The sequence below is a fragment of the Enterococcus silesiacus genome, from assembly GCF_001886225.1.
Lineage (GTDB): Bacteria > Bacillota > Bacilli > Lactobacillales > Enterococcaceae > Enterococcus_L > Enterococcus_L silesiacus.
Genome location: NZ_JXLC01000004.1, coordinates 159540 through 177209, shown reverse-complemented (window position 1 = coordinate 177209; position 17670 = coordinate 159540). Strand labels below are relative to the sequence as shown.

Here is a 17670-nt window from a genome sequence, read left to right as displayed (position 1 = left end):
ATAAGGATCGTTGTAACTGAAAGAAAAAATTTTCGAAGTTTTCTAGTAATGTGGTTTGGCGAAATGATTTCCAGTATAGGTAGTGGACTTTCTGCTTTTGGAATTGGTATTTTAGTATTTCAAATGACAAGTACAGCAACAAGTGTTTCTTTGGTAACATTTTTCTCTTTTGTACCTGCGATTGTTTTAAGTCCAGTTGCTGGTGTTTTGGCTGATCGATACAATCGAAGGACGTTAATGATCGTAGGAGATTTATTTTCAGCACTAGTATTGTTAGTCATGTGGTTTTTAATGATCAATACAACGATCCAGATTTGGCAGATCTGCTTATGTATTGGTTTGAACTCGGTTTTTGTATCATTGATCGATCCTTGTTATCGTGCTACGGTGACCGATCTATTATCAGAGGAAGAATATTCTAGAGCCAGCGGACTCATTCAGCTAGCTTCTTCAGCAAAATTTTTGCTAGCTCCTTTGGCAGCAGGATTTTTACTCACTTTCGTAGAAGTTTCTACTCTTGTTATGTTCGATATTTGTACAGTTTTTTTGACTATTATTACACTATATTATGTAAAAAAAACAGTGGAATTACCTACAACAAAAATAAAAAACAAGAATCATGTATTGGCAGATTTAAAAAGTGGTTGGCAGGTGATTCATAAACAATATGGTGTTTTGGTGTTGCTCTTAATTATGTCAACAGTTACTTTCTTTATAGGTTTTATTGAAACACTTTTTACACCAATGTTACTGTCGTATACATCTGTGCAGGTTTTAGGAACGATACAGTCAATTGGTGCAATAGGAATGTTGGTAAGCAGTGTGTTTATAGGTATCTTTAATTTGAATAAGCATTTACGTCGGAACATGATCATTTGTTTAGCTCTTGCTGGTATATTTATAATTTTGATTGGTTCTACGACTAATGTAATAGTTATAGGTTGGATGCTGTTTTTATTCTTCTTTACGCTTCCTTTTATTAACACAGGTATAGATGTACTGATAAGAGGAAACATTCCTAATGAAGCCCAAGGGCGTGTTTGGGGAATTGTTTCTGTTATTTCACAGTTAGGCTATGTTTTTGCATATGCAACTTCAGGGATTTTAGCTGATTATGTATTCAATCCTCTCTTAAAAAAAGAAGGGATACTTGCAGAGTCATTTGGGAAAATTATTGGTGTAGGACCTTCAAGAGGAATCGGATTGTTATTTATGATTTTAGGATTGGGAACGATAATTCTATCGTGTTGTTTATGGAAGTCTAAAGAAATCAACCGCTTAGAAAAAAATAGACTTAAAAAGGAGTAATACATGAATTTCAGATTATTGAAGAGAGATTTTTTACGTAAAAAAAGTACAACAAGTCTGATAATATTGGGCATTGCATTGGCAACTTTTTTCATTGCTACTGGTTTTTTTATCACTTCGACGCTTATAAAAAGTATTGATGACTTATTTAAAGTAGCTGAAGTGCCAGATGTTGTTCAAATGCATAAGGGGAATATTGATGAAAATAAGATAACAGATTTTGCAACATCAAGTGGACTAGTCAAAAAAATGCAAACACCGAAAATACTTACTGTGGACGGTAAAAATCTGCGGATTAATGATCATGTACAAACAAATTCTGTGATGGATGTTTCATTTGTCCATCAAAATAAAGAATTTGATTATCTACTAAATATGGAAAATAAACCGGCAAAAATTGCAGAACAGCATATCGGTGTTCCTGTTTATTATTATGAACAATATCAATTAAAAAAAGGTGAAAAAATAGCTGTAACATTCGATGGTAAAAAATATGAATTTATCATTTCCGAATTCATTCGAGATGGTCAGATGAATCCGTCAGGCGTTTCTTCTAAGCGTTTTTTGATTAATGATAAAGACTATGAAACTTTAGCAAAGACAGCGACTGAATTTGAGTATTTGATTGAATTCCAGTTAAAAGATCGAAAAGATGTTGCTGCTTTTCAAACAATGTATGCTGAAAATAATCTACCTCAGCAAGGGCCAATGGTAGATTGGAATATATTTAAGCTACTTAATGGTTTATCTGATGGAATTGTTGCTTTGATTATCGTATTTATTAGCCTTCTATTGATTTTAGTATCTATGCTGGCTTTAAGATTCACATTTTCAATTACTTTGGAAGAAGATATGGCAGAGATTGGTGCATTGAAGGCAATTGGTGTTAGACCTAAACAAATCAAACGAATCTATTTATTAAAATATATGACGATTACATTATTAGGCTCTTTTATTGGTTATGTAGGTTCGATTTTTACTTCTGATTTATTTGTGGGAAACATGACCCTTTATTTAGGGGAAACGCCAAAAACAATGTTTTCATATCTAATCCCATTATTATCCATTCTTTTCGTTTCCTTGGTGATTTACCTGTTTTGTCAAAGTATTTTAAAGCGAATAAATAAAATTTCAGCAGTCGATGCATTAAAACAAAATAATACCAAAAAGAAAAAACGCTTTTTATTAAGATTATCTAAGAATAGAATAGTCAATACACATATCTTTTTAGGTCTAAAAGATGTGATTGAAAAATTTTCCTCGTATCTCTTTTTGATTACATTGTTTATTATTGGTACATTTATTATTACAATTCCGTTGAATATGTACAATACAATGAATTCATCCTCTTTTATTTCTTATATGGGGGTTGGACAAAGTGATATCCGGATCGATTTACAAACGGTTAATCAGATGGATGAAACCTATAATCAAATCGTCAAGAAACTAGAGAGCGATAATGAAATAAGCCAATTTACGGGGTACACAACGTATCGTTTGAAAATTCAAAATGATGAAAATATCTGGGAGACAATCAATGTTGAATCAGGCGATTATCAAACGTTCCCACTTACTTACCTTAAAGGAAAAGCTCCTTCTGATGAAAATGAAATTGCACTATCTTATTTGAATAGCCAAGAGTATAAAGCGAATGTTGGAGATACAGTTCAGCTACGATCAGAGACAGGAGATATTAATTGCAAGGTGACAGGTATCTATCAAGATATTACTAATGGCGGTAAGTCTGCCAAAGGAAATGTCAAAGGGAGCTCAGAAGAGTTGATGTGGTATATGTTAAATATAAAATTGACTAATGACGTGGTCAAAGAGAAAAAGGTAAAAGATTTAAGTAAAATTTTTAACAATGTAAAAATAACAGATATGGATGACTACATGCATCAAACTTTAGGAAATACCATCAAACAGATACACATGATGACAATTCTCGCTACGGTTATCGCAACTATTTTAATTGTGTTGCTGAGTATGCTTTTCTTACAGCTATTACTTGTAAGGAATCAAAAAGAAAATGGTATAAAGTTAGGAATAGGGACAACTGTAAAAGAACTAACATTGCAATTTATGTCGGGAGTGATGTTTGCTTCTGTAGTGGGAGTTATTATTGGGACAGTATTATCTAATACATTAGGAGCAACCTTAGTTAGTTTATTGAGTTCATCATTTGGGATGCCCAAAATTGCATTTACTATTTTGCCTGTACAAGTTTATTTATTAGTACCGATATTCCTGTTGGCAATCGTTATGTTTTCGACGACAATATGTTTTCATTTTGCATTTAAAAATAAGAATATTATAGAACGAATTAAAAATTAATTAAGGTGCTGTAATTGGTTCGATAGAAATATGAATAAAAAACAGGAGGAAATTATGAGTCAGACAATAGTCGAAGTCAACAAGTTAAATAAGGTATTTAAACAAGGTAAAAATCAAAAGGTTCATGTTTTAAAAGATATAGATGCAAAAATTGAAAGAGGAGAGTTTCTATCAATTATGGGTCCCTCTGGATCCGGTAAAACAACTTTTTTATATAATATAAGTGGAATGGACAGAATGACTTCAGGTAACGTCTTGTTAAATGGAGAAGAGATTGCAGACAAAAGTGAAGCAGAATTAGCAAAGTTAAGGTTAACTCGTATGGGCTTTATTTTTCAAGATATTTACTTATTAAGAAATCTCAACTTATTCGATAACGTTATTTATACAGGATATATTGCTAAAAATAGAAAAAAAGAGGAAATAGACGAGCATGCAAATCAATTAATGAAACGAATGGGAATTGATGAGATCAAATCTCATGACATTACTGAGGCTTCAGGTGGTCAATTACAAAGAGTTGGTATTTGCCGGGCGTTGATCAATGAACCAGAAATTATTTTCGGAGATGAGCCAACAGGTGCTTTAAATTCAAAAGCAACAGAGGAAATTTTGAATATTTTGTTGGACATCAACAGCGAAGGGACAACAATTGTTCTAGTAACACACGATATCAGAGTAGCTGCTCGTTCACAAAGAGTTTTATTTATGATAGATGGAGAAATTAGAGCTGAAAAACAGCTTGGTAAATTTAACAAAGAAGCAATTGATTCTAATGAACAATTAACGAAACGGGAAGAACAAATGAATCAATGGCTGAAGCAAAATGGTTTTTAATCGTAAATTAATGTGTTGAAGGAGAGTGAGAAAATGAAACAAAAAAGTAATTTCAACTATTTTATGGCTCTTTGGATCGGAGAACTAGTTTCGTTAGTTGGTAATGGTCTAAGTTCCTTTGCTCTAAGTATTTATGTATACCAGCAAACTGGAGAAGCAACTCATTTGTCGCTACTAACACTGTTTTCTTTTTTGCCAAGTGTATTACTTACACCGATAGCTGGTGGCTTAGCTGACCGATTTAATCGCCGAGTATTAATGTTGATTGGAGATTCTCTTTCAGCCGTTGGTTTAATATTTATTTATTTTCACATACAAAATGGGACAAGCAGTTTTACGATTATTGTCATTGGTGTAACGATCAGTTCTATTTTTTCTTCTCTACTTGAACCAGCTTATCGAGCGACGATTACTGAAATTTTGACACCAGATGAGTTTTCAAAAGCTAGTGGATTGGTTCAACTAGCTGGAGCAGCAAAGTTTTTATTTGCTCCCTTACTTGCGGGAATTCTATTACAATTTATGTCTATTGAGAAAATTTTATTGATTGATATCAGTACCTTTTTTGTAACAGTTGCTAGTATTTTATATGTTATGCGTGCCAAAAAGACAACAGAAAAGAAAGAACAGCATGAAGAACCGTTCTTGTTATCTTTAAAAAATGGCTGGGATTACATGATGAAGAAACAGGGGATTATAGCGTTGATTTTAGCGATGACAATTGTCTCGTTTAGTATGGGATTTCTTCAAACTTTGATCAAACCGCTGCTACTTTCTAGCCTTAATGTTGCTCAAGTAGGGACATTTGAATCGTTTGCGGCAGTTGGAATGTTGGTTAGTAGTTTGGCTATCGGACTAACTAAACGTAAATGGCAGTTGCAACAGACTCTGGGAAAGGCATTGCTATTTTCCGGTTTAGCTATCTCCTTGTTAGGAGTGAACTTTCCAATCGTTTTCTTGGGGTTGGCAGCATTTTGTTTTTTCTCCTTTCTTCCATTTATCAACATGAGTGCTGATGTATTATTACGAAGTAATGTGGATGAAGCCTTTCAAGGCAGAGTTTGGGGGATAACTGGTTTAGTTTCTCAATTTGGTTTTGTAATTTCTTATGCTATTTCGGGCCCTCTTGCTGATTATTTATTTATACCAATATTTGCTACAAACGGAATTTTAGCACCATCTCTTGGAAAAATATTTGGGGTAGGGAATAGTAGAGGGATCGGGTTCTTATTTTTCATCACCGGTATCTTATTAAGTTGCACAGGAGTATATTTCTCTAAAAGTTCTAAAATAAACTTGCTAAGTAAGAATGCAGATGTTATTAGAGATCAGGCAGTCGAAGCAGAGATGAATGAATCATTTAGTGAGTCTGAACTTTCATAATTTATCTATTTAAGGGCTTTAATAAAATTGAATTGAGGAAATAAGTATAGTTGGAAAGGAATTGATTAAATGGAGACACTGTTATGTGTGAAAGGTTTAGAGAAAAGTTATGGGGATAAAAAAGTTGTTCAGGGTATATCTTTTGAAATCGATAAACAGGAAATTTTATGTTTCTTAGGTCCGAATGGTGCTGCCAAAAGTACAACCATTAATATTATTTGCGGTACACTTAATTTAGATAAAGGTGAAATTCTTTATAAAGGCGAATCTATCTACAAAGATTTAAAAAATTTCAAAAAACAGTTAGGAGTTGTTCCTCAAGATCTAGCTTTGTACGAAGATCTAACTGCAGAACAAAATGTAAAGTTTTTCGCGTCTTTATATGGATTAAAAGGTGATAGCCTGCAAGCAGGTATTGATTTTTCCTTAGAGTCTGTTGGGTTAGTGAGTAAAAGAAAAGAAAAAGTACATACTTTTTCAGGAGGAATGAAAAGAAGATTAAATATTGCTTGTGCAATTGCTCATCGTCCTAACCTATTAATCATGGATGAGCCAACAGTAGGAATTGACCCGCAATCTAGAAATCATATTTTAGAGTCAATAAGGAAAATGAGAGAGAATGGAATGACTATTCTTTATACAACCCATTATATGGAGGAGGTTGAAGAAATATCTACTCGAATTATTATAATGGACCATGGTGAGATTATCGCTACAGGGACAAATGAAGAGCTGAAACGGCTGTCTGGTAATAAAAAAATTATGATCGATTTAGACAAAGTCGGAGAACTTTCATTAGAATTATTTTATGATATTGACGGCGTTGATAATGTTATTTTAAATGATAACCGCATGGAAATATTTGTTAAGCGAGATGCAGAAATTTTGGATAAAATAATTACTTGTCTGACAAAACAAAATCAAATAATTATGAATATTTCGTTACAAACTGGGAATTTGGAAAGTGTATTTCTTGATTTAACTGGGCGTTATTTAAGAGAATAAGGAGGGGAGCAAATGTATCGTTTTTTCAAAATACTCCAACAAGATACAATTAGTTTATTTATTAATCCATCATGGCTTATTATGGGATTTGCATTTCCATTTTCTCTTACTGTTATTTTAGGATTGTTAACTGAAGGAATGTATGGTGGGGAATTTAGTAGTTATGATTATTATGGCGTAACAATGATGATTTTCAGTGTATTGAATTCTGCAACATTTTCTGCAAATTGCTTTTTAGAGGAACGTGTTAAAAATCCAAATATGCGAATTATTTATTCGCCAGTACCATCATTATTTATTCCATTGGCCAAAATTATGGGAACTTTTATTTTTACTACTGTTTGTTACACTCTAACTGGAGTGATTCTCTCTATTTTGTTTGGCGCAAATTATGGTATGGGTGTAGCAGCTATTCAAGTATGGGTTTTATTTTTAGTGTTGAACTTCTTTTGTTGCTGTTTAGGGGTGCTCGTATGCTGTATTTTTAAGGATGAAGGAGTAGCAAACCAACTAATCAGTTTGATTAGTGCGTTGATTGCCATTGCTTCAGGCTTGTTTTTCCCTTTATCCAGTATTAGCAAACAAATCCAAAAATTTAGTGAGATACTTCCACTGACCAGAGTAACCGATACAATTTTTCAACTGATTTATGATGATCATACGAAAGCATTTCTGCCTAGTTTGATTATTCTAGTGATACTATCTCTAATTAGTATTATTTTTTGTGGTTACTTATTCAAAGGGGAGGATTATTTATGATAAGTATAATTAAAAATGACTGGTTACGTACTAAAAATAGTATAGCTAGGATCGGAATTATGTTTGTGCTTATTCTAGCTGTTATTATCCTTTCTTTTGTTTTATCAAATCGGACAGCAGTTGTAGCAACAGTTGCGGTTGTTGGTGAAAAAAATGAAGTGACAATTCAATCAAAACAGTTAAATATAATTTACGTAGATCAAAAGCCATTGAAATCTGAACTTGTAAAAGGTAGTTATGATGCAATTGTTTCTACTGATGGGCTAAAAGGATATACTATTGAGACCATCAAAGGTGAAAATTTCAAGTCCCAACTTACTGATGTGCTAGAAGATTCAATAAATTCAACTGATCTATCAAGTAATACAAAAGATAGTTTAGGTGTCACACTTCTCAGCTACTTACTGATGTTTTTAATGATGGCTAGCTTAACAAATATGATGTTATTTAGTGAAGAAAAAGAAAAACATCTATTGGAGCGTATTGTTACTGCGCCAATTTCCTTTGTTCGAATACTTATAGGTCATTCATTATTTGCTTTTCTTTTAATTTTTCTCCCTACATTGTGCTTTATCTTTGGTGTGAATGTAGTCTTTCAAAAAGAGTTTGGGATGTCTTATTGGCAATTAAGCCTACTGTTACTATTTGTTTGTCTATTTGCTACAAGTTTTTCTTTGTTGATTGCAGCTATTTTCAAAGAGGGTGACAAAGCCAACATGTTTGGATCACTACTCATTATTATTACAACTATGTTGTCAGGTAGTTTCTTTTCATTCGAAGGAGGTAATCTTTGGTTAGAAAAAATAATTCAGGTTATGCCTCAAAAGAGATTTATATTGTTATTCAAAGATATCGAAATAGGGAAGGACTTATCAACAGTAATCCCAAATACGGTTTATATTGGTCTATTAATTGTTCTCTTTTATGTTCTTGCAATTTTTAAAACTAAAAGAGATTATAAACTGAATTAAAATAGATAGAATATATTGTCTAGAGAGCATAAATTTTTTTATTTTAGTCAACTAGTTATGTATATTGGCTCTTATTTCATTTTATTCACACTTCAAAACAATTGTTCTGTTAAGCAAGATAAACCTAAGACAAGAGAAATTCAACCAGTATTTCCTAGAGGAAAGTTTAGTAGAGCAATTCAATTTTTTAGAGTGATACAAAGGAGTAAAAATGAAAAAAGAATATTTTTTCAAGAATATTAAAAATGAAGTTGAACAACGAATAAATAAAGAAAATGAATTTGCAATTAGCTATGTTAGGTTGTTTTTATATGGACATAGACTAATTCTCTCCAATTTAGTAGGAAAAATAGCCATAAATGATGAGGTAAAAATAAATAGTATACAAGAAAAAGGCAATCTGTTATTTACAATAGAAAGTCTGTCTGTTTGTTATGATATCGTTATGGAGGAAAGAGGGGTCATAAAAAAGATATATACGGAAGACTCTAGAGTTGTGATGTACAACACACCGATCATACTTTTAGAAGCAATTGAGTAGTTTTTACATGTTTTGACTAGATTTAAAGTTTTAATAAGAAATTTAATTATAAATTAGAAGATTAGTCTAGGGATAAAAACCTAGACTTTTTCTTTTTTAAAAAATGATCAAGAATGCATAAGAGCAAGAACTAATTGACTGATAAATAATCAGCAGCTGGAAATTGAAAAACATAAGGGCATTTTTTATGATACAATAGGGGAGGAAAAAAGTTTTAATTTGAATAAAAAAAATACCCTCTTTAGTGTTAAGGGGGTACTAATTATAAAACGCGCCCTGAGGGAATCGAACCCCCGTCTCAAGAACCGGAATCTTACGTGATATCCACTACACTAAGGGCGCAAGCACGTTTACTAGTTTAGCTGATATTTCGATAAATTACAAGGGGGAGGACCAAAATAATGAAATTTGAACAACATTTATCACAACAACAAAAACAAGTCCAAAAACTTGCAATGACCCAGCAATTACAGCAGTCGATTCAGATTTTACAGTACAATTCAGAAGAACTTTTCGCATACATAGAAGCTAAATCGCTAGAAAATCCATTGATCGATATTCACACAGAAACAAACTATGGTGATTTTCCAAGTTCCGGTAGTCGAACATATACGAATGAAGAAAATAATTATTTGAATCAAATTCCTGATGAGCATACTTCGCTTTTTGAATATTTGATCGATCAAATTCATTTGAATTATCGGGATACTTATCTGCGTACTCTAGTATTATTTTTGGTTGAATATATTGATTTAAACGGCTACTTGATGATCGACTTAGAGGAGGCAACGCTAAAAACTGGAGCAACAGCAATCGAAATGCTCGATGCTTTGACGTTGATTCAGCAATTAGATCCAGCAGGAGTTGGGGCAAGAGACTTGCATGAGTGTTTATTGCTGCAAATTGAGCGAGATGAAACAGCACCAGAGTTAGCTTATATTGTCATAGAAGAAGAATTCGATCATTTAGCTAATCGTAAATGGGGAATGATCGCTAAAAAGTTTGATGTCGCATTATCGGAGATCCAAACGATTTTTGATTACATTCAAACGTTAACACCAGCGCCAGGTAGTATTTTTGAATCCACTTCTGGGTTATATATCCGCCCAGATTTAACACTACGCATCAAAGACAAGCAGCTAACGGTTCGTTCCAATAAAACTGGCACCCCGACTATTCAGTTCCAACAAGCTTATTTTGAACGGATGGAAGCAACGGATGACAAAGAAGTGCAGGACTACATCAAGGAAAAGAAAAATGAGTTCGAATGGCTGGAAAAAACGATTATTCAACGTGGCGATACGATTTTAAGAGTCGGTACAGAAATTGTCCAACGTCAGCAAGAATTTTTTTTCAAAGAAGATCGTCCGTTAAAACCAATGACGTTAAAAGAAATTGCGGAAACGCTGAATATTCATGAATCTACAGTTAGTCGAACAGTGAATGGTAAATATTTAGAAACGGAATTTGGTGTTTTTGAGCTACGTTCATTTTTCTCTCATGGTTTATCGAATGATAATACAGGAGAAGAAACTTCAACTAGCAGTATCAAAAAACAATTACAAGCATTAGTAGATAACGAAAATAAAGCCAAACCACTCTCCGATCAGAAACTAGTAGATTTGTTAAAAGAACAAGAAATTGAAATTTCCCGTCGTACCGTTACAAAATATCGGGAGGCATTGGGAATACCAGCTTCGTCTAAACGAAAACGATATGATGATTGAAAAAAAGCGTCTAACTCTTGAGGGTTGCTCAAAGGGTTAGACGTTTTTGGGAATAATAGATCAAGGTTGCCAAATCAAATGCTCAGAAAGTAAGCCAGCTTCGATACCTTGCCAGACAGAGACAAAGTGATTCTTTTCTAATAGATGTTTTGATGCACCATTTTTAGGATCGATTATGGCGTAAGTGGTGGCTTGAGAGAGTCGTTCTGATTGTTTTATCAGGTTTAATAAACGAGCTATTATTTGTGTAGCATAACCTTGTCCCCATTGTTCGGGTAAGAGCATGTAACCGATCTCGATTTTATTTTCTTCATCCCAAGATAATTTACCAAAGCCAATATAGGTATCTTGATCAAAGATTTTATAGTAGCCAGTTTGATCAGTGTGAGTCGTATTGTAAGCTAAAATCTTTTCAAAATTTTCAGCAGCTTCAACTTCAGACTCTGCTTTTTCAGTGATATAACGCATCACGCGAATATCTTTAGTGAGAATAGAATAAAGATGTTGGTCATTTTTTTGATAGAATTCGAAGCTTAAATTTGCATAATTAGACAACCTGTTTCACCTCTTAAAAAGTATATTTTCTTTTATTATATCTGTTTTTTGCTAAAATAGAACAAAAAGAGGCTGGGCTATAACTCTATGAGTTACATCCCAGCCTCAAGGAATCCGAATAAACGGTGGGAGCAGAAGCAACTCCTTCGGAAATAAGCTGAAATTCACAAAAATTTGAAAAACAATTTTCGTGAATTCCTTCTTATTTCTCGGAGTTAAACACTTCTGTCCCATCCTCTTTCGATAAGCCACCTGACGGATTCGAACCGTCGACCCCCACCTTACCATGGTGGTGCTCTACCAGCTGAGCTAAGGCGGCACTATTAATAATACAAATAACAGATTACCGTAGAAACTCAGCTTTGTCAATCAATTTCTGTTCACTATGCAAGATCAAAAAAAGTTTAAAAGTGTTATATAATGAATGATCAATTTGATTGGGTATTCAACTATGTTATTGACACAAGCTAGTGTATATTGTTAAACTGAATCAAAGGGGAGAAAATAAATATGTTTATTGTTTGGGGTAGTACAGGATTTGAAAAAGATTTAGGTGATACAGTAATTCAATGTGACTGCAGTCACTGTAACAACGAAGTGATCATGCAAGGAAAACAAATCGGACGGAAATTCACGTTATTTTGGATTCCACTTTTTACAACATCATCCAGTCATTACTTGCTGTGTCCTATTTGTGGATATGGAAAAGAATTATCTAAGGATGTTTTAGCGCAATACTTAGTTAGTACCGTAGAAACAATCGCTGAATAAAAAAATGAAAAAAAGATTTGACAGAGGATTTATTTTCCAGTAGAATACAACGTAACAACAAATGAATAATAGTCCGTTGAAGAGAAGAGTAAATTTGGACGTGCTTTACAAGAGAGTCTCGGTGGGTGAAAAGAGATAAGCGCATAAGAGTTGAAGATGGTCTCATGAGGACAAGCTGTTGATAGGTAAGCAGCTTCGGGAAAGCATCCGTTATCAAAGCGACAAGTTATAAGACTTGGTCTAAGAAAAGTAATCATGAATTACTTTAAAACAAAGGTGGTACCGCGATTATTCGCCCTTTACTAGCATAGGCTGGTAGAGGGCTATTTTTATGTTCAGGACTGACGAAGGAAGTGTTGATCCTTCAAAAAACTAAATAAACAAAGCAATGAGATGGAAAGTACAGATGAAACGATATCTAACAGAGAGCTTGGGTAGCTGAAAACAAGCGATAAACGAAATCTGGAAAATGGCCATTGAGCAGCGCTTCGAGTGAATCATTCATAAGACAGCGACGGATGTACCCGTTATAGTACTAGAGTATAAGCGATCAACGATCGCCGTACTTGATGAGGATATCTATGTGAATAGGTATCAAATAGAGGTGGTAGCACGCAAAAGCGTCCTCAAATGTATAGGTTTATACATTTGAGGATGCTTTTTTCTTTTTATAAATAATAAAAATGGAGGGACGATTCATGAAGAAAAAGTTGTTAAATATTGTGTTGATTTTAACGGGGATTATTGTTATTGCTGCCTGTGGTAAAAATGATAAAGCTACATCAGAGACAACAAAAGAAGCGGCAATCATTCGAGTTGGGACATCACCAGGGCCATATAGTGAATTGTTTTTAGACGCAGTCAAACCTATTTTGGAAAAAGAAGGCTATCAAATCAAAGAAACGGAATTTACAGAATTAATTCAAGCAGATGTCGCGTTGGCGGAAGGGGCTATTGATTTGAATGTCGACCAACATACCGCTTATCTGAATAATTTCAACGAGAATAAAGGGACTCATTTAGTTGGGATCACACCGATTCCCACTGTTCCAGCTGGGCTGTTTCCAGGAAAAAGAAGGACACTGACTGAAGTCAAAGAAGGCGATAAGATTGGTCTTCCCGATGATGCCTCAAATACGGCAAGAGCCTTTAATCTTTTACAAAAAGCGGGTTGGATCAAGTTGAAAGCAGGAATTGATCCAGTCAAAGCAACAAAGGCAGATATTGTGGATAATCCTAAAAATTTAGATCTAGTCCAAATGTCATCGGCCCAAATTCCTAGAAGTTTAGCTGACTTAGAATATGCAGTGATTCCGGGAAGTATTGTTTACAGCGCGAAGCTTGATCCAAAAGACAGTTTACTTGCAGAAGATGTGTTAAAAGACTATGAACTAGTCGCAACGGTTGATGAAAAGAATGCAGAGAGCGATTGGGCACAAGCTGTGGTGAAAGCCTATCATTCAGACGCGTTCAAAAACTATTTAAAAGAACACAACCAAGGAAATTACTGGTTTATACCAAAAGAATGACAGGAGGAACAAAAATGATCGAATTAAAAAATATAGACGTCACCTTTTATCAGAAGAAACAGCAAATCGATGCAGTTAAAAATGTTTCCTTAAGAATTGAAAAAGAAGATGTATTTGGCATTGTGGGTTATTCAGGAGCTGGAAAAAGTACGTTAGTCCGAGTGGTCAATTTACTGCAACGACCAACAGCTGGCGAGGTTATTATCCACAACAAAAATATTCTTAATTTTTCACCGAAAGAATTAAGAGCACAGCGTAAAAAAATCGGCATGATTTTCCAGCATTTTAATTTGATGAAAGAGCGAACGATTTTTGCCAATGTTGATTTTTCCTTAAAATATTCTGGACTTTCAAAAGAGCAACGGAAAGAAAAAATCGAACGACTGCTCGAGCTAGTAGGACTTTCAGAGAAAAAAGAGGCTTATCCTAGCCAATTATCGGGCGGACAGAAACAAAGGGTAGCCATCGCTAGAGCCTTAGCCAATGATCCAGAAATATTATTATGCGATGAAGCTACCAGCGCATTAGATCCTAAAACAACGATCCAGATTTTAGATTTATTAAAGAAATTAAATAAAGAATTAGGTTTAACGATCGTTTTGATCACTCATGAAATGCAAGTGGTGAAAGAAATTTGTAACAAAGTCGCTGTGATGGAAGATGGACAGGTGATTGAAGAAAATGATATTGTGTCGATTTTCAGTCAGCCAAAAAAAGCCTTGACGAAGGACTTTATCAGAACAGCAACGCATATCGATCAAGCGTTGGAAACAATTATTCAGCATCCAAGTTTGACGAATTTGAGTGGAAATGAAGTGTTGGTAGAATTCTCTTATGTAGGTGAGCAAACGAGTGAACCACTGATTGCTCAGCTTTACAGTAAATATCATGTGGTAACGAATATTTTATATGGAAATGTAGAAATTTTGCAGCAAGTTCCAATCGGCAATTTGATCGTGATTCTTTCGGGAGAAGAAAACCAACGAGAAAAGGCTTTAGAGTTTCTACAAACACAAGGCGTGAAAATCAAGATTTTAAAAAAAAGTGAACCAAAAGAAAGTGTTATCCCCTTACATGTTATCTAAACTAAATAAGAAAGAGTGATATAGATGCAGCCATTATTACAACAATATTTTCCAAATGTCTTACAACTAAAACAAGAGTTTATCGATAGTACGATTGAAACGTTGTATATGGTCTTTTGGACAGCGATCATCGCCGGGATTTTGGGAACATTACTAGGTGTGGTGTTAGTTGCGACAGGACCAGAAGGGATTCTAAAGAATAGTGTTCTCTATAATATTTTAGAAAAAATTATCAACGTTTGTAGATCCATTCCTTTTATCATCATGCTGGCATTGATTCAGCCGATCACTCGTTTTTTAACAGGAACAACGATTGGGACAACGGCTGCTTTAGTGCCACTGGTGATAGGGGTGATTCCATTTTTTGCCCGTCAGATCGAAAATGCCTTATTAGAAGTCGATCCAGGTGTGATTGAAGCGGCGGAATCAATGGGAACTAGTCCTTTGGGAATTATTTTTAGAGTCTATTTAATTGAAGGCTTACCAAGTATCATTCGAGTTTCATCCGTTACGATCATCAATTTGATTGGTTTGACAGCAATGGCTGGTGCTATCGGCGCTGGCGGTTTAGGAAACTTAGCGATCACTAGAGGCTATAATCGGTTCCAAACGGATGTGACAGTTGTCGCAACGTTGATCATCTTAGTTTTAGTTTTTGCTAGTCAGTTTATAAGTAACACCTTGATCAAGAGAACATCACATTAAAAAATACGCGAAAAGAGGAAATTTAAATGAAAAAAACAATTAAAATTATCGGATTAGCTTTAACAATAGGGGTTGTATTAGCAGGATGTTCTGCTGGAAGTGCTAAAAGTGAAAAGAATGAGGTCGTAAAATTAGGTGTTGTTGGCGCCAATAACGAAGTTTTAGAATCAGTGAAAGAACGGTTGAAAGTTGATGGAATCGATTTACAGCTTGTTGAATTTTCTGATTATACGCAACCAAATGCTGCCTTAGCAGAAAAAGAAATTGATTTGAATTCATTCCAGCATCAGATTTTCTTAGATAACTATAATGACGAGCATAAAACAGATCTTGTATCGATCGGTAATACGGTCAGTGCCCCATTAGGCATTTATTCTTCTAAAATCAAAGATGTTAAAGAGTTAAAAAATGGTGCTGAAATCGCGATTCCAAATGATGCAACAAATGGCGGACGCGCGTTATTGTTGTTACAAAGTGCTAGATTGATCAAAGTAGATCCTGCGAAGAAGCAAACACCAACTGTAAGTGATGTTACAGAAAATAAATTAGCTTTAAAAATAACAGAATTAGATGCATCACAAACGGCTAGAGCATTGCAAGATATCGATGCTTCTGTAATCAATAGTGGGATGGCTGTCGATGCTGGTTTTGTCCCAGCAAAAGATGCGATTTTCTTAGAACCTGTGGACGAAACATCAAAACCTTATGTGAATATCATCGTTGCTCGTGGATCGGATAAAGACAATAAAACCTACAATAAAGTCGTCGATACTTATCAACAAGAAGAAACGAAAAAAGTCATTGAAGAAACATCAAAAGGTTCTAGCGTTCCAGCGTGGGAAACATTTGGCAGAAAATAAGAAGAGGATGATTATATGACAACAGTAATAAAACAATCGATTCAAGAGGAAATTCAACAAAACAAAGATGAAGTGATTGCACTAAGACGGCATTTTCATCAATATCCAGAAGCCAGTTTAAAAGAATTTGAAACAATCAAACGAATCAAAGAAGAACTGAATAAGTTGGATATTTCCTTTGAAGAAGTCGGAGAAACAGGGGTACTTGGAACAATCGAAGGAGAGAAACCTGGTAAAACTATCATTCTAAGAGCAGATATTGATGCGTTAGAATTAGAAGATGCAACAGGAAAAGAGTACCAATCTAAAAATCCAGGGTTAAATCATGCTTGTGGTCATGATGGTCATGCGGCAGCTTTGCTAGGTGCTGCCAAAGTCTTAAAAAATCATGAGGGCGATTTTGCTGGAACGATCAAATTAGCATTTCAACCTGCAGAAGAAATTGGCGCTGGCGCTTGTCAGTTTGTCGAGGGCGGTTTTGTTGAAAATATCGATCAGGTTTTTGGAATCCATTTAGATTCAAGTGTTCCTGTAGGAAAATTAGTCGTGACTAAAGGTGCGACTAATGCCTCTTGCGATATTTTTAAAATTGAAGTTGAAGGGTTGAGTAGTCATGTAGCTCAGCCTAATGTTGGTCGGGATGCTGTGTTGGCCGCAGCAAGTATCGTTGTGGAATTACAGAAAATTGCAGCACGAGAAGTTAGCCCGTTAGATCCTGTTGTTGTTGGAATCGGTGTACTTGATGCTGGAACTAGATATAATATTGTTGCAAATCATGCTATAATCGAAGGTACAGTGCGAGCATTCAGTCATGAAACACGAGCGTTTGTTTTAAAACGCGTGGAAGCAATAGCCAATCAAATTGCTGAAGCTCATCGAACCAAGATTTCGTCTTTCCAAATCTATGATGCGGCAGGACCGTTGATCAATGATGATGAGTCCGCTGAATTGGCACAAAAAGTAGCAGCTGAAATTGTTGGAAGTGAAAATGTCGTCACTGACCAGACTAAGAGTTTAGGTGCAGATGATTTTGCTGACTTTTTACTTAAAGCACCAGGTGTTTATGGTCGAGTGGGAACTCGTAATTTAGATAATCCGGATACACAATATGGTCATCATCATGAAAAATTTGATATCGATGAAGCAGGATTGGCGTTAGCAACAGAATTTCATGTGCGTTATGCACTAACGTATTTGAATTCAATTACCTAAACATTTATAAAAGTCTAAGGATTGAAGGGGAACAGACTTCAATTTTTAGACTTTTTTTGGCCCTTGGTAAAAGGGGAAAGGTCAATTA

The 17670-nt window shown here is 34.7% G+C and carries 16 protein-coding genes, 2 tRNA genes and 2 other annotated features; of the genes, 15 read left to right on the top strand and 3 right to left on the bottom strand.

The window, feature by feature from the left end; all coding sequences use genetic code 11:
* Positions 1-48: 48 nt before the first annotated feature.
* The 8 genes from RV15_RS04425 to RV15_RS04390 all read left to right on the top strand — a co-directional run bounded on the left by RV15_RS04425 (position 49) and on the right by RV15_RS04390 (position 9138).
* On the top strand, positions 49-1308 hold the full coding sequence (locus RV15_RS04425) for an MFS transporter (protein ID WP_071876839.1): 1260 nt from the start codon (positions 49-51) through the stop codon (positions 1306-1308).
* 3 nt (positions 1309-1311) lie between these two features.
* The gene (locus RV15_RS04420) at positions 1312-3642 is read left to right on the top strand and encodes an ABC transporter permease (RefSeq protein WP_083429097.1); all 2331 of its coding nucleotides are present in this window, start codon (positions 1312-1314) and stop codon (positions 3640-3642) included.
* A gap of 54 nt (positions 3643-3696) precedes the next feature.
* Positions 3697-4479: an ABC transporter ATP-binding protein gene (locus RV15_RS04415; protein ID WP_071876838.1), complete on the top strand. Its 783-nt coding sequence runs from the start codon at positions 3697-3699 to the stop codon at positions 4477-4479.
* A gap of 33 nt (positions 4480-4512) precedes the next feature.
* Complete coding sequence (locus RV15_RS04410; protein WP_071876837.1) at positions 4513-5862, top strand: MFS transporter; 1350 nt, start codon at positions 4513-4515, stop codon at positions 5860-5862.
* A gap of 69 nt (positions 5863-5931) precedes the next feature.
* Positions 5932-6867, top strand: a complete 936-nt coding sequence (locus tag RV15_RS04405; protein ID WP_071876836.1) for an ABC transporter ATP-binding protein — start codon at positions 5932-5934, stop codon at positions 6865-6867.
* Positions 6868-6879: 12 nt separating this feature from the next.
* On the top strand, positions 6880-7626 hold the full coding sequence (locus RV15_RS04400) for an ABC transporter permease (protein WP_071876835.1): 747 nt from the start codon (positions 6880-6882) through the stop codon (positions 7624-7626).
* On the top strand, positions 7623-8597 hold the full coding sequence (locus RV15_RS04395) for an ABC transporter permease (protein WP_071876834.1): 975 nt from the start codon (positions 7623-7625) through the stop codon (positions 8595-8597). The genes RV15_RS04400 and RV15_RS04395 overlap by 4 nt, the downstream gene beginning before the upstream one ends.
* A 211-nt stretch (positions 8598-8808) precedes the next feature.
* Entirely contained in the window at positions 8809-9138 is a 330-nt protein-coding gene (locus tag RV15_RS04390) for a hypothetical protein (RefSeq protein ID WP_071876833.1), read from the top strand.
* Between the two features lie 270 nt (positions 9139-9408).
* On the opposite strand, the gene RV15_RS04385 is transcribed toward RV15_RS04390, so the two are convergent.
* Positions 9409-9480 (bottom strand) — tRNA-Arg (locus RV15_RS04385).
* Between the two features lie 59 nt (positions 9481-9539).
* On the opposite strand from RV15_RS04385, the gene rpoN reads away from it, so the two are divergent.
* A complete protein-coding gene (gene rpoN, locus RV15_RS04380) occupies positions 9540-10865 on the top strand; it encodes an RNA polymerase factor sigma-54 (RefSeq protein WP_071876832.1) in 1326 nt (441 codons plus the stop codon).
* Positions 10866-10925: 60 nt separating this feature from the next.
* Here the strand turns inward: rpoN and RV15_RS04375 are convergent, their stop codons facing one another.
* Positions 10926-11420, bottom strand: a complete 495-nt coding sequence (locus RV15_RS04375) for a GNAT family N-acetyltransferase (protein ID WP_071876831.1) — start codon at positions 11418-11420, stop codon at positions 10926-10928.
* Positions 11421-11666: 246 nt separating this feature from the next.
* Positions 11667-11739 (bottom strand) — tRNA-Thr (locus tag RV15_RS04365).
* 191 nt (positions 11740-11930) lie between these two features.
* On the opposite strand from RV15_RS04365, the gene RV15_RS04360 reads away from it, so the two are divergent.
* The 6 genes from RV15_RS04360 (at position 11931) to RV15_RS04335 (ending at position 17582) form a co-directional block, all read left to right on the top strand.
* A complete protein-coding gene (locus RV15_RS04360; protein ID WP_071876829.1) occupies positions 11931-12191 on the top strand; it encodes a zinc-ribbon domain-containing protein in 261 nt (86 codons plus the stop codon).
* A 67-nt stretch (positions 12192-12258) separates the two neighbouring features.
* Positions 12259-12494, top strand: a binding site (T-box leader).
* A gap of 76 nt (positions 12495-12570) precedes the next feature.
* Positions 12571-12822: a binding site (T-box leader), on the top strand.
* 67 nt (positions 12823-12889) lie between these two features.
* On the top strand, positions 12890-13720 hold the full coding sequence (locus RV15_RS04355; protein WP_071876828.1) for a MetQ/NlpA family ABC transporter substrate-binding protein: 831 nt from the start codon (positions 12890-12892) through the stop codon (positions 13718-13720).
* Between the two features lie 14 nt (positions 13721-13734).
* Positions 13735-14805: a methionine ABC transporter ATP-binding protein gene (locus RV15_RS04350; protein WP_071876827.1), complete on the top strand. Its 1071-nt coding sequence runs from the start codon at positions 13735-13737 to the stop codon at positions 14803-14805.
* A gap of 24 nt (positions 14806-14829) precedes the next feature.
* Complete coding sequence (locus RV15_RS04345; protein ID WP_071876826.1) at positions 14830-15510, top strand: methionine ABC transporter permease; 681 nt, start codon at positions 14830-14832, stop codon at positions 15508-15510.
* A 26-nt stretch (positions 15511-15536) separates the two neighbouring features.
* Positions 15537-16370, top strand: coding sequence for a MetQ/NlpA family ABC transporter substrate-binding protein (locus RV15_RS04340; RefSeq protein WP_071876825.1), 834 nt, complete (start codon positions 15537-15539; stop codon positions 16368-16370).
* A gap of 15 nt (positions 16371-16385) precedes the next feature.
* Positions 16386-17582: an amidohydrolase gene (locus RV15_RS04335; RefSeq protein WP_071876824.1), complete on the top strand. Its 1197-nt coding sequence runs from the start codon at positions 16386-16388 to the stop codon at positions 17580-17582.
* Positions 17583-17670: the final 88 nt, after the last annotated feature.

Excerpts from the sequence above, each read along its gene's own strand:
- RV15_RS04400 (WP_071876835.1), top strand. The coding sequence starts at position 6,880 with ATGTATCGTTTTTTCAAAATACTCCAACAAGATACAATTAGTTTATTT.
- RV15_RS04415 (WP_071876838.1), top strand. The coding sequence starts at position 3,697 with ATGAGTCAGACAATAGTCGAAGTCAACAAGTTAAATAAGGTATTTAAA.
- RV15_RS04420 (WP_083429097.1), top strand. The coding sequence starts at position 1,312 with ATGAATTTCAGATTATTGAAGAGAGATTTTTTACGTAAAAAAAGTACA.
- RV15_RS04335 (WP_071876824.1), top strand. The coding sequence starts at position 16,386 with ATGACAACAGTAATAAAACAATCGATTCAAGAGGAAATTCAACAAAAC.
- RV15_RS04405 (WP_071876836.1), top strand. The coding sequence starts at position 5,932 with ATGGAGACACTGTTATGTGTGAAAGGTTTAGAGAAAAGTTATGGGGAT.
- RV15_RS04360 (WP_071876829.1), top strand. The coding sequence starts at position 11,931 with ATGTTTATTGTTTGGGGTAGTACAGGATTTGAAAAAGATTTAGGTGAT.
- RV15_RS04345 (WP_071876826.1), top strand. The coding sequence starts at position 14,830 with ATGCAGCCATTATTACAACAATATTTTCCAAATGTCTTACAACTAAAA.
- RV15_RS04340 (WP_071876825.1), top strand. The coding sequence starts at position 15,537 with ATGAAAAAAACAATTAAAATTATCGGATTAGCTTTAACAATAGGGGTT.
- RV15_RS04410 (WP_071876837.1), top strand. The coding sequence starts at position 4,513 with ATGAAACAAAAAAGTAATTTCAACTATTTTATGGCTCTTTGGATCGGA.
- RV15_RS04395 (WP_071876834.1), top strand. The coding sequence starts at position 7,623 with ATGATAAGTATAATTAAAAATGACTGGTTACGTACTAAAAATAGTATA.
- rpoN (WP_071876832.1), top strand. The coding sequence starts at position 9,540 with ATGAAATTTGAACAACATTTATCACAACAACAAAAACAAGTCCAAAAA.
- RV15_RS04355 (WP_071876828.1), top strand. The coding sequence starts at position 12,890 with ATGAAGAAAAAGTTGTTAAATATTGTGTTGATTTTAACGGGGATTATT.
- RV15_RS04390 (WP_071876833.1), top strand. The coding sequence starts at position 8,809 with ATGAAAAAAGAATATTTTTTCAAGAATATTAAAAATGAAGTTGAACAA.
- RV15_RS04425 (WP_071876839.1), top strand. The coding sequence starts at position 49 with ATGTGGTTTGGCGAAATGATTTCCAGTATAGGTAGTGGACTTTCTGCT.
- RV15_RS04350 (WP_071876827.1), top strand. The coding sequence starts at position 13,735 with ATGATCGAATTAAAAAATATAGACGTCACCTTTTATCAGAAGAAACAG.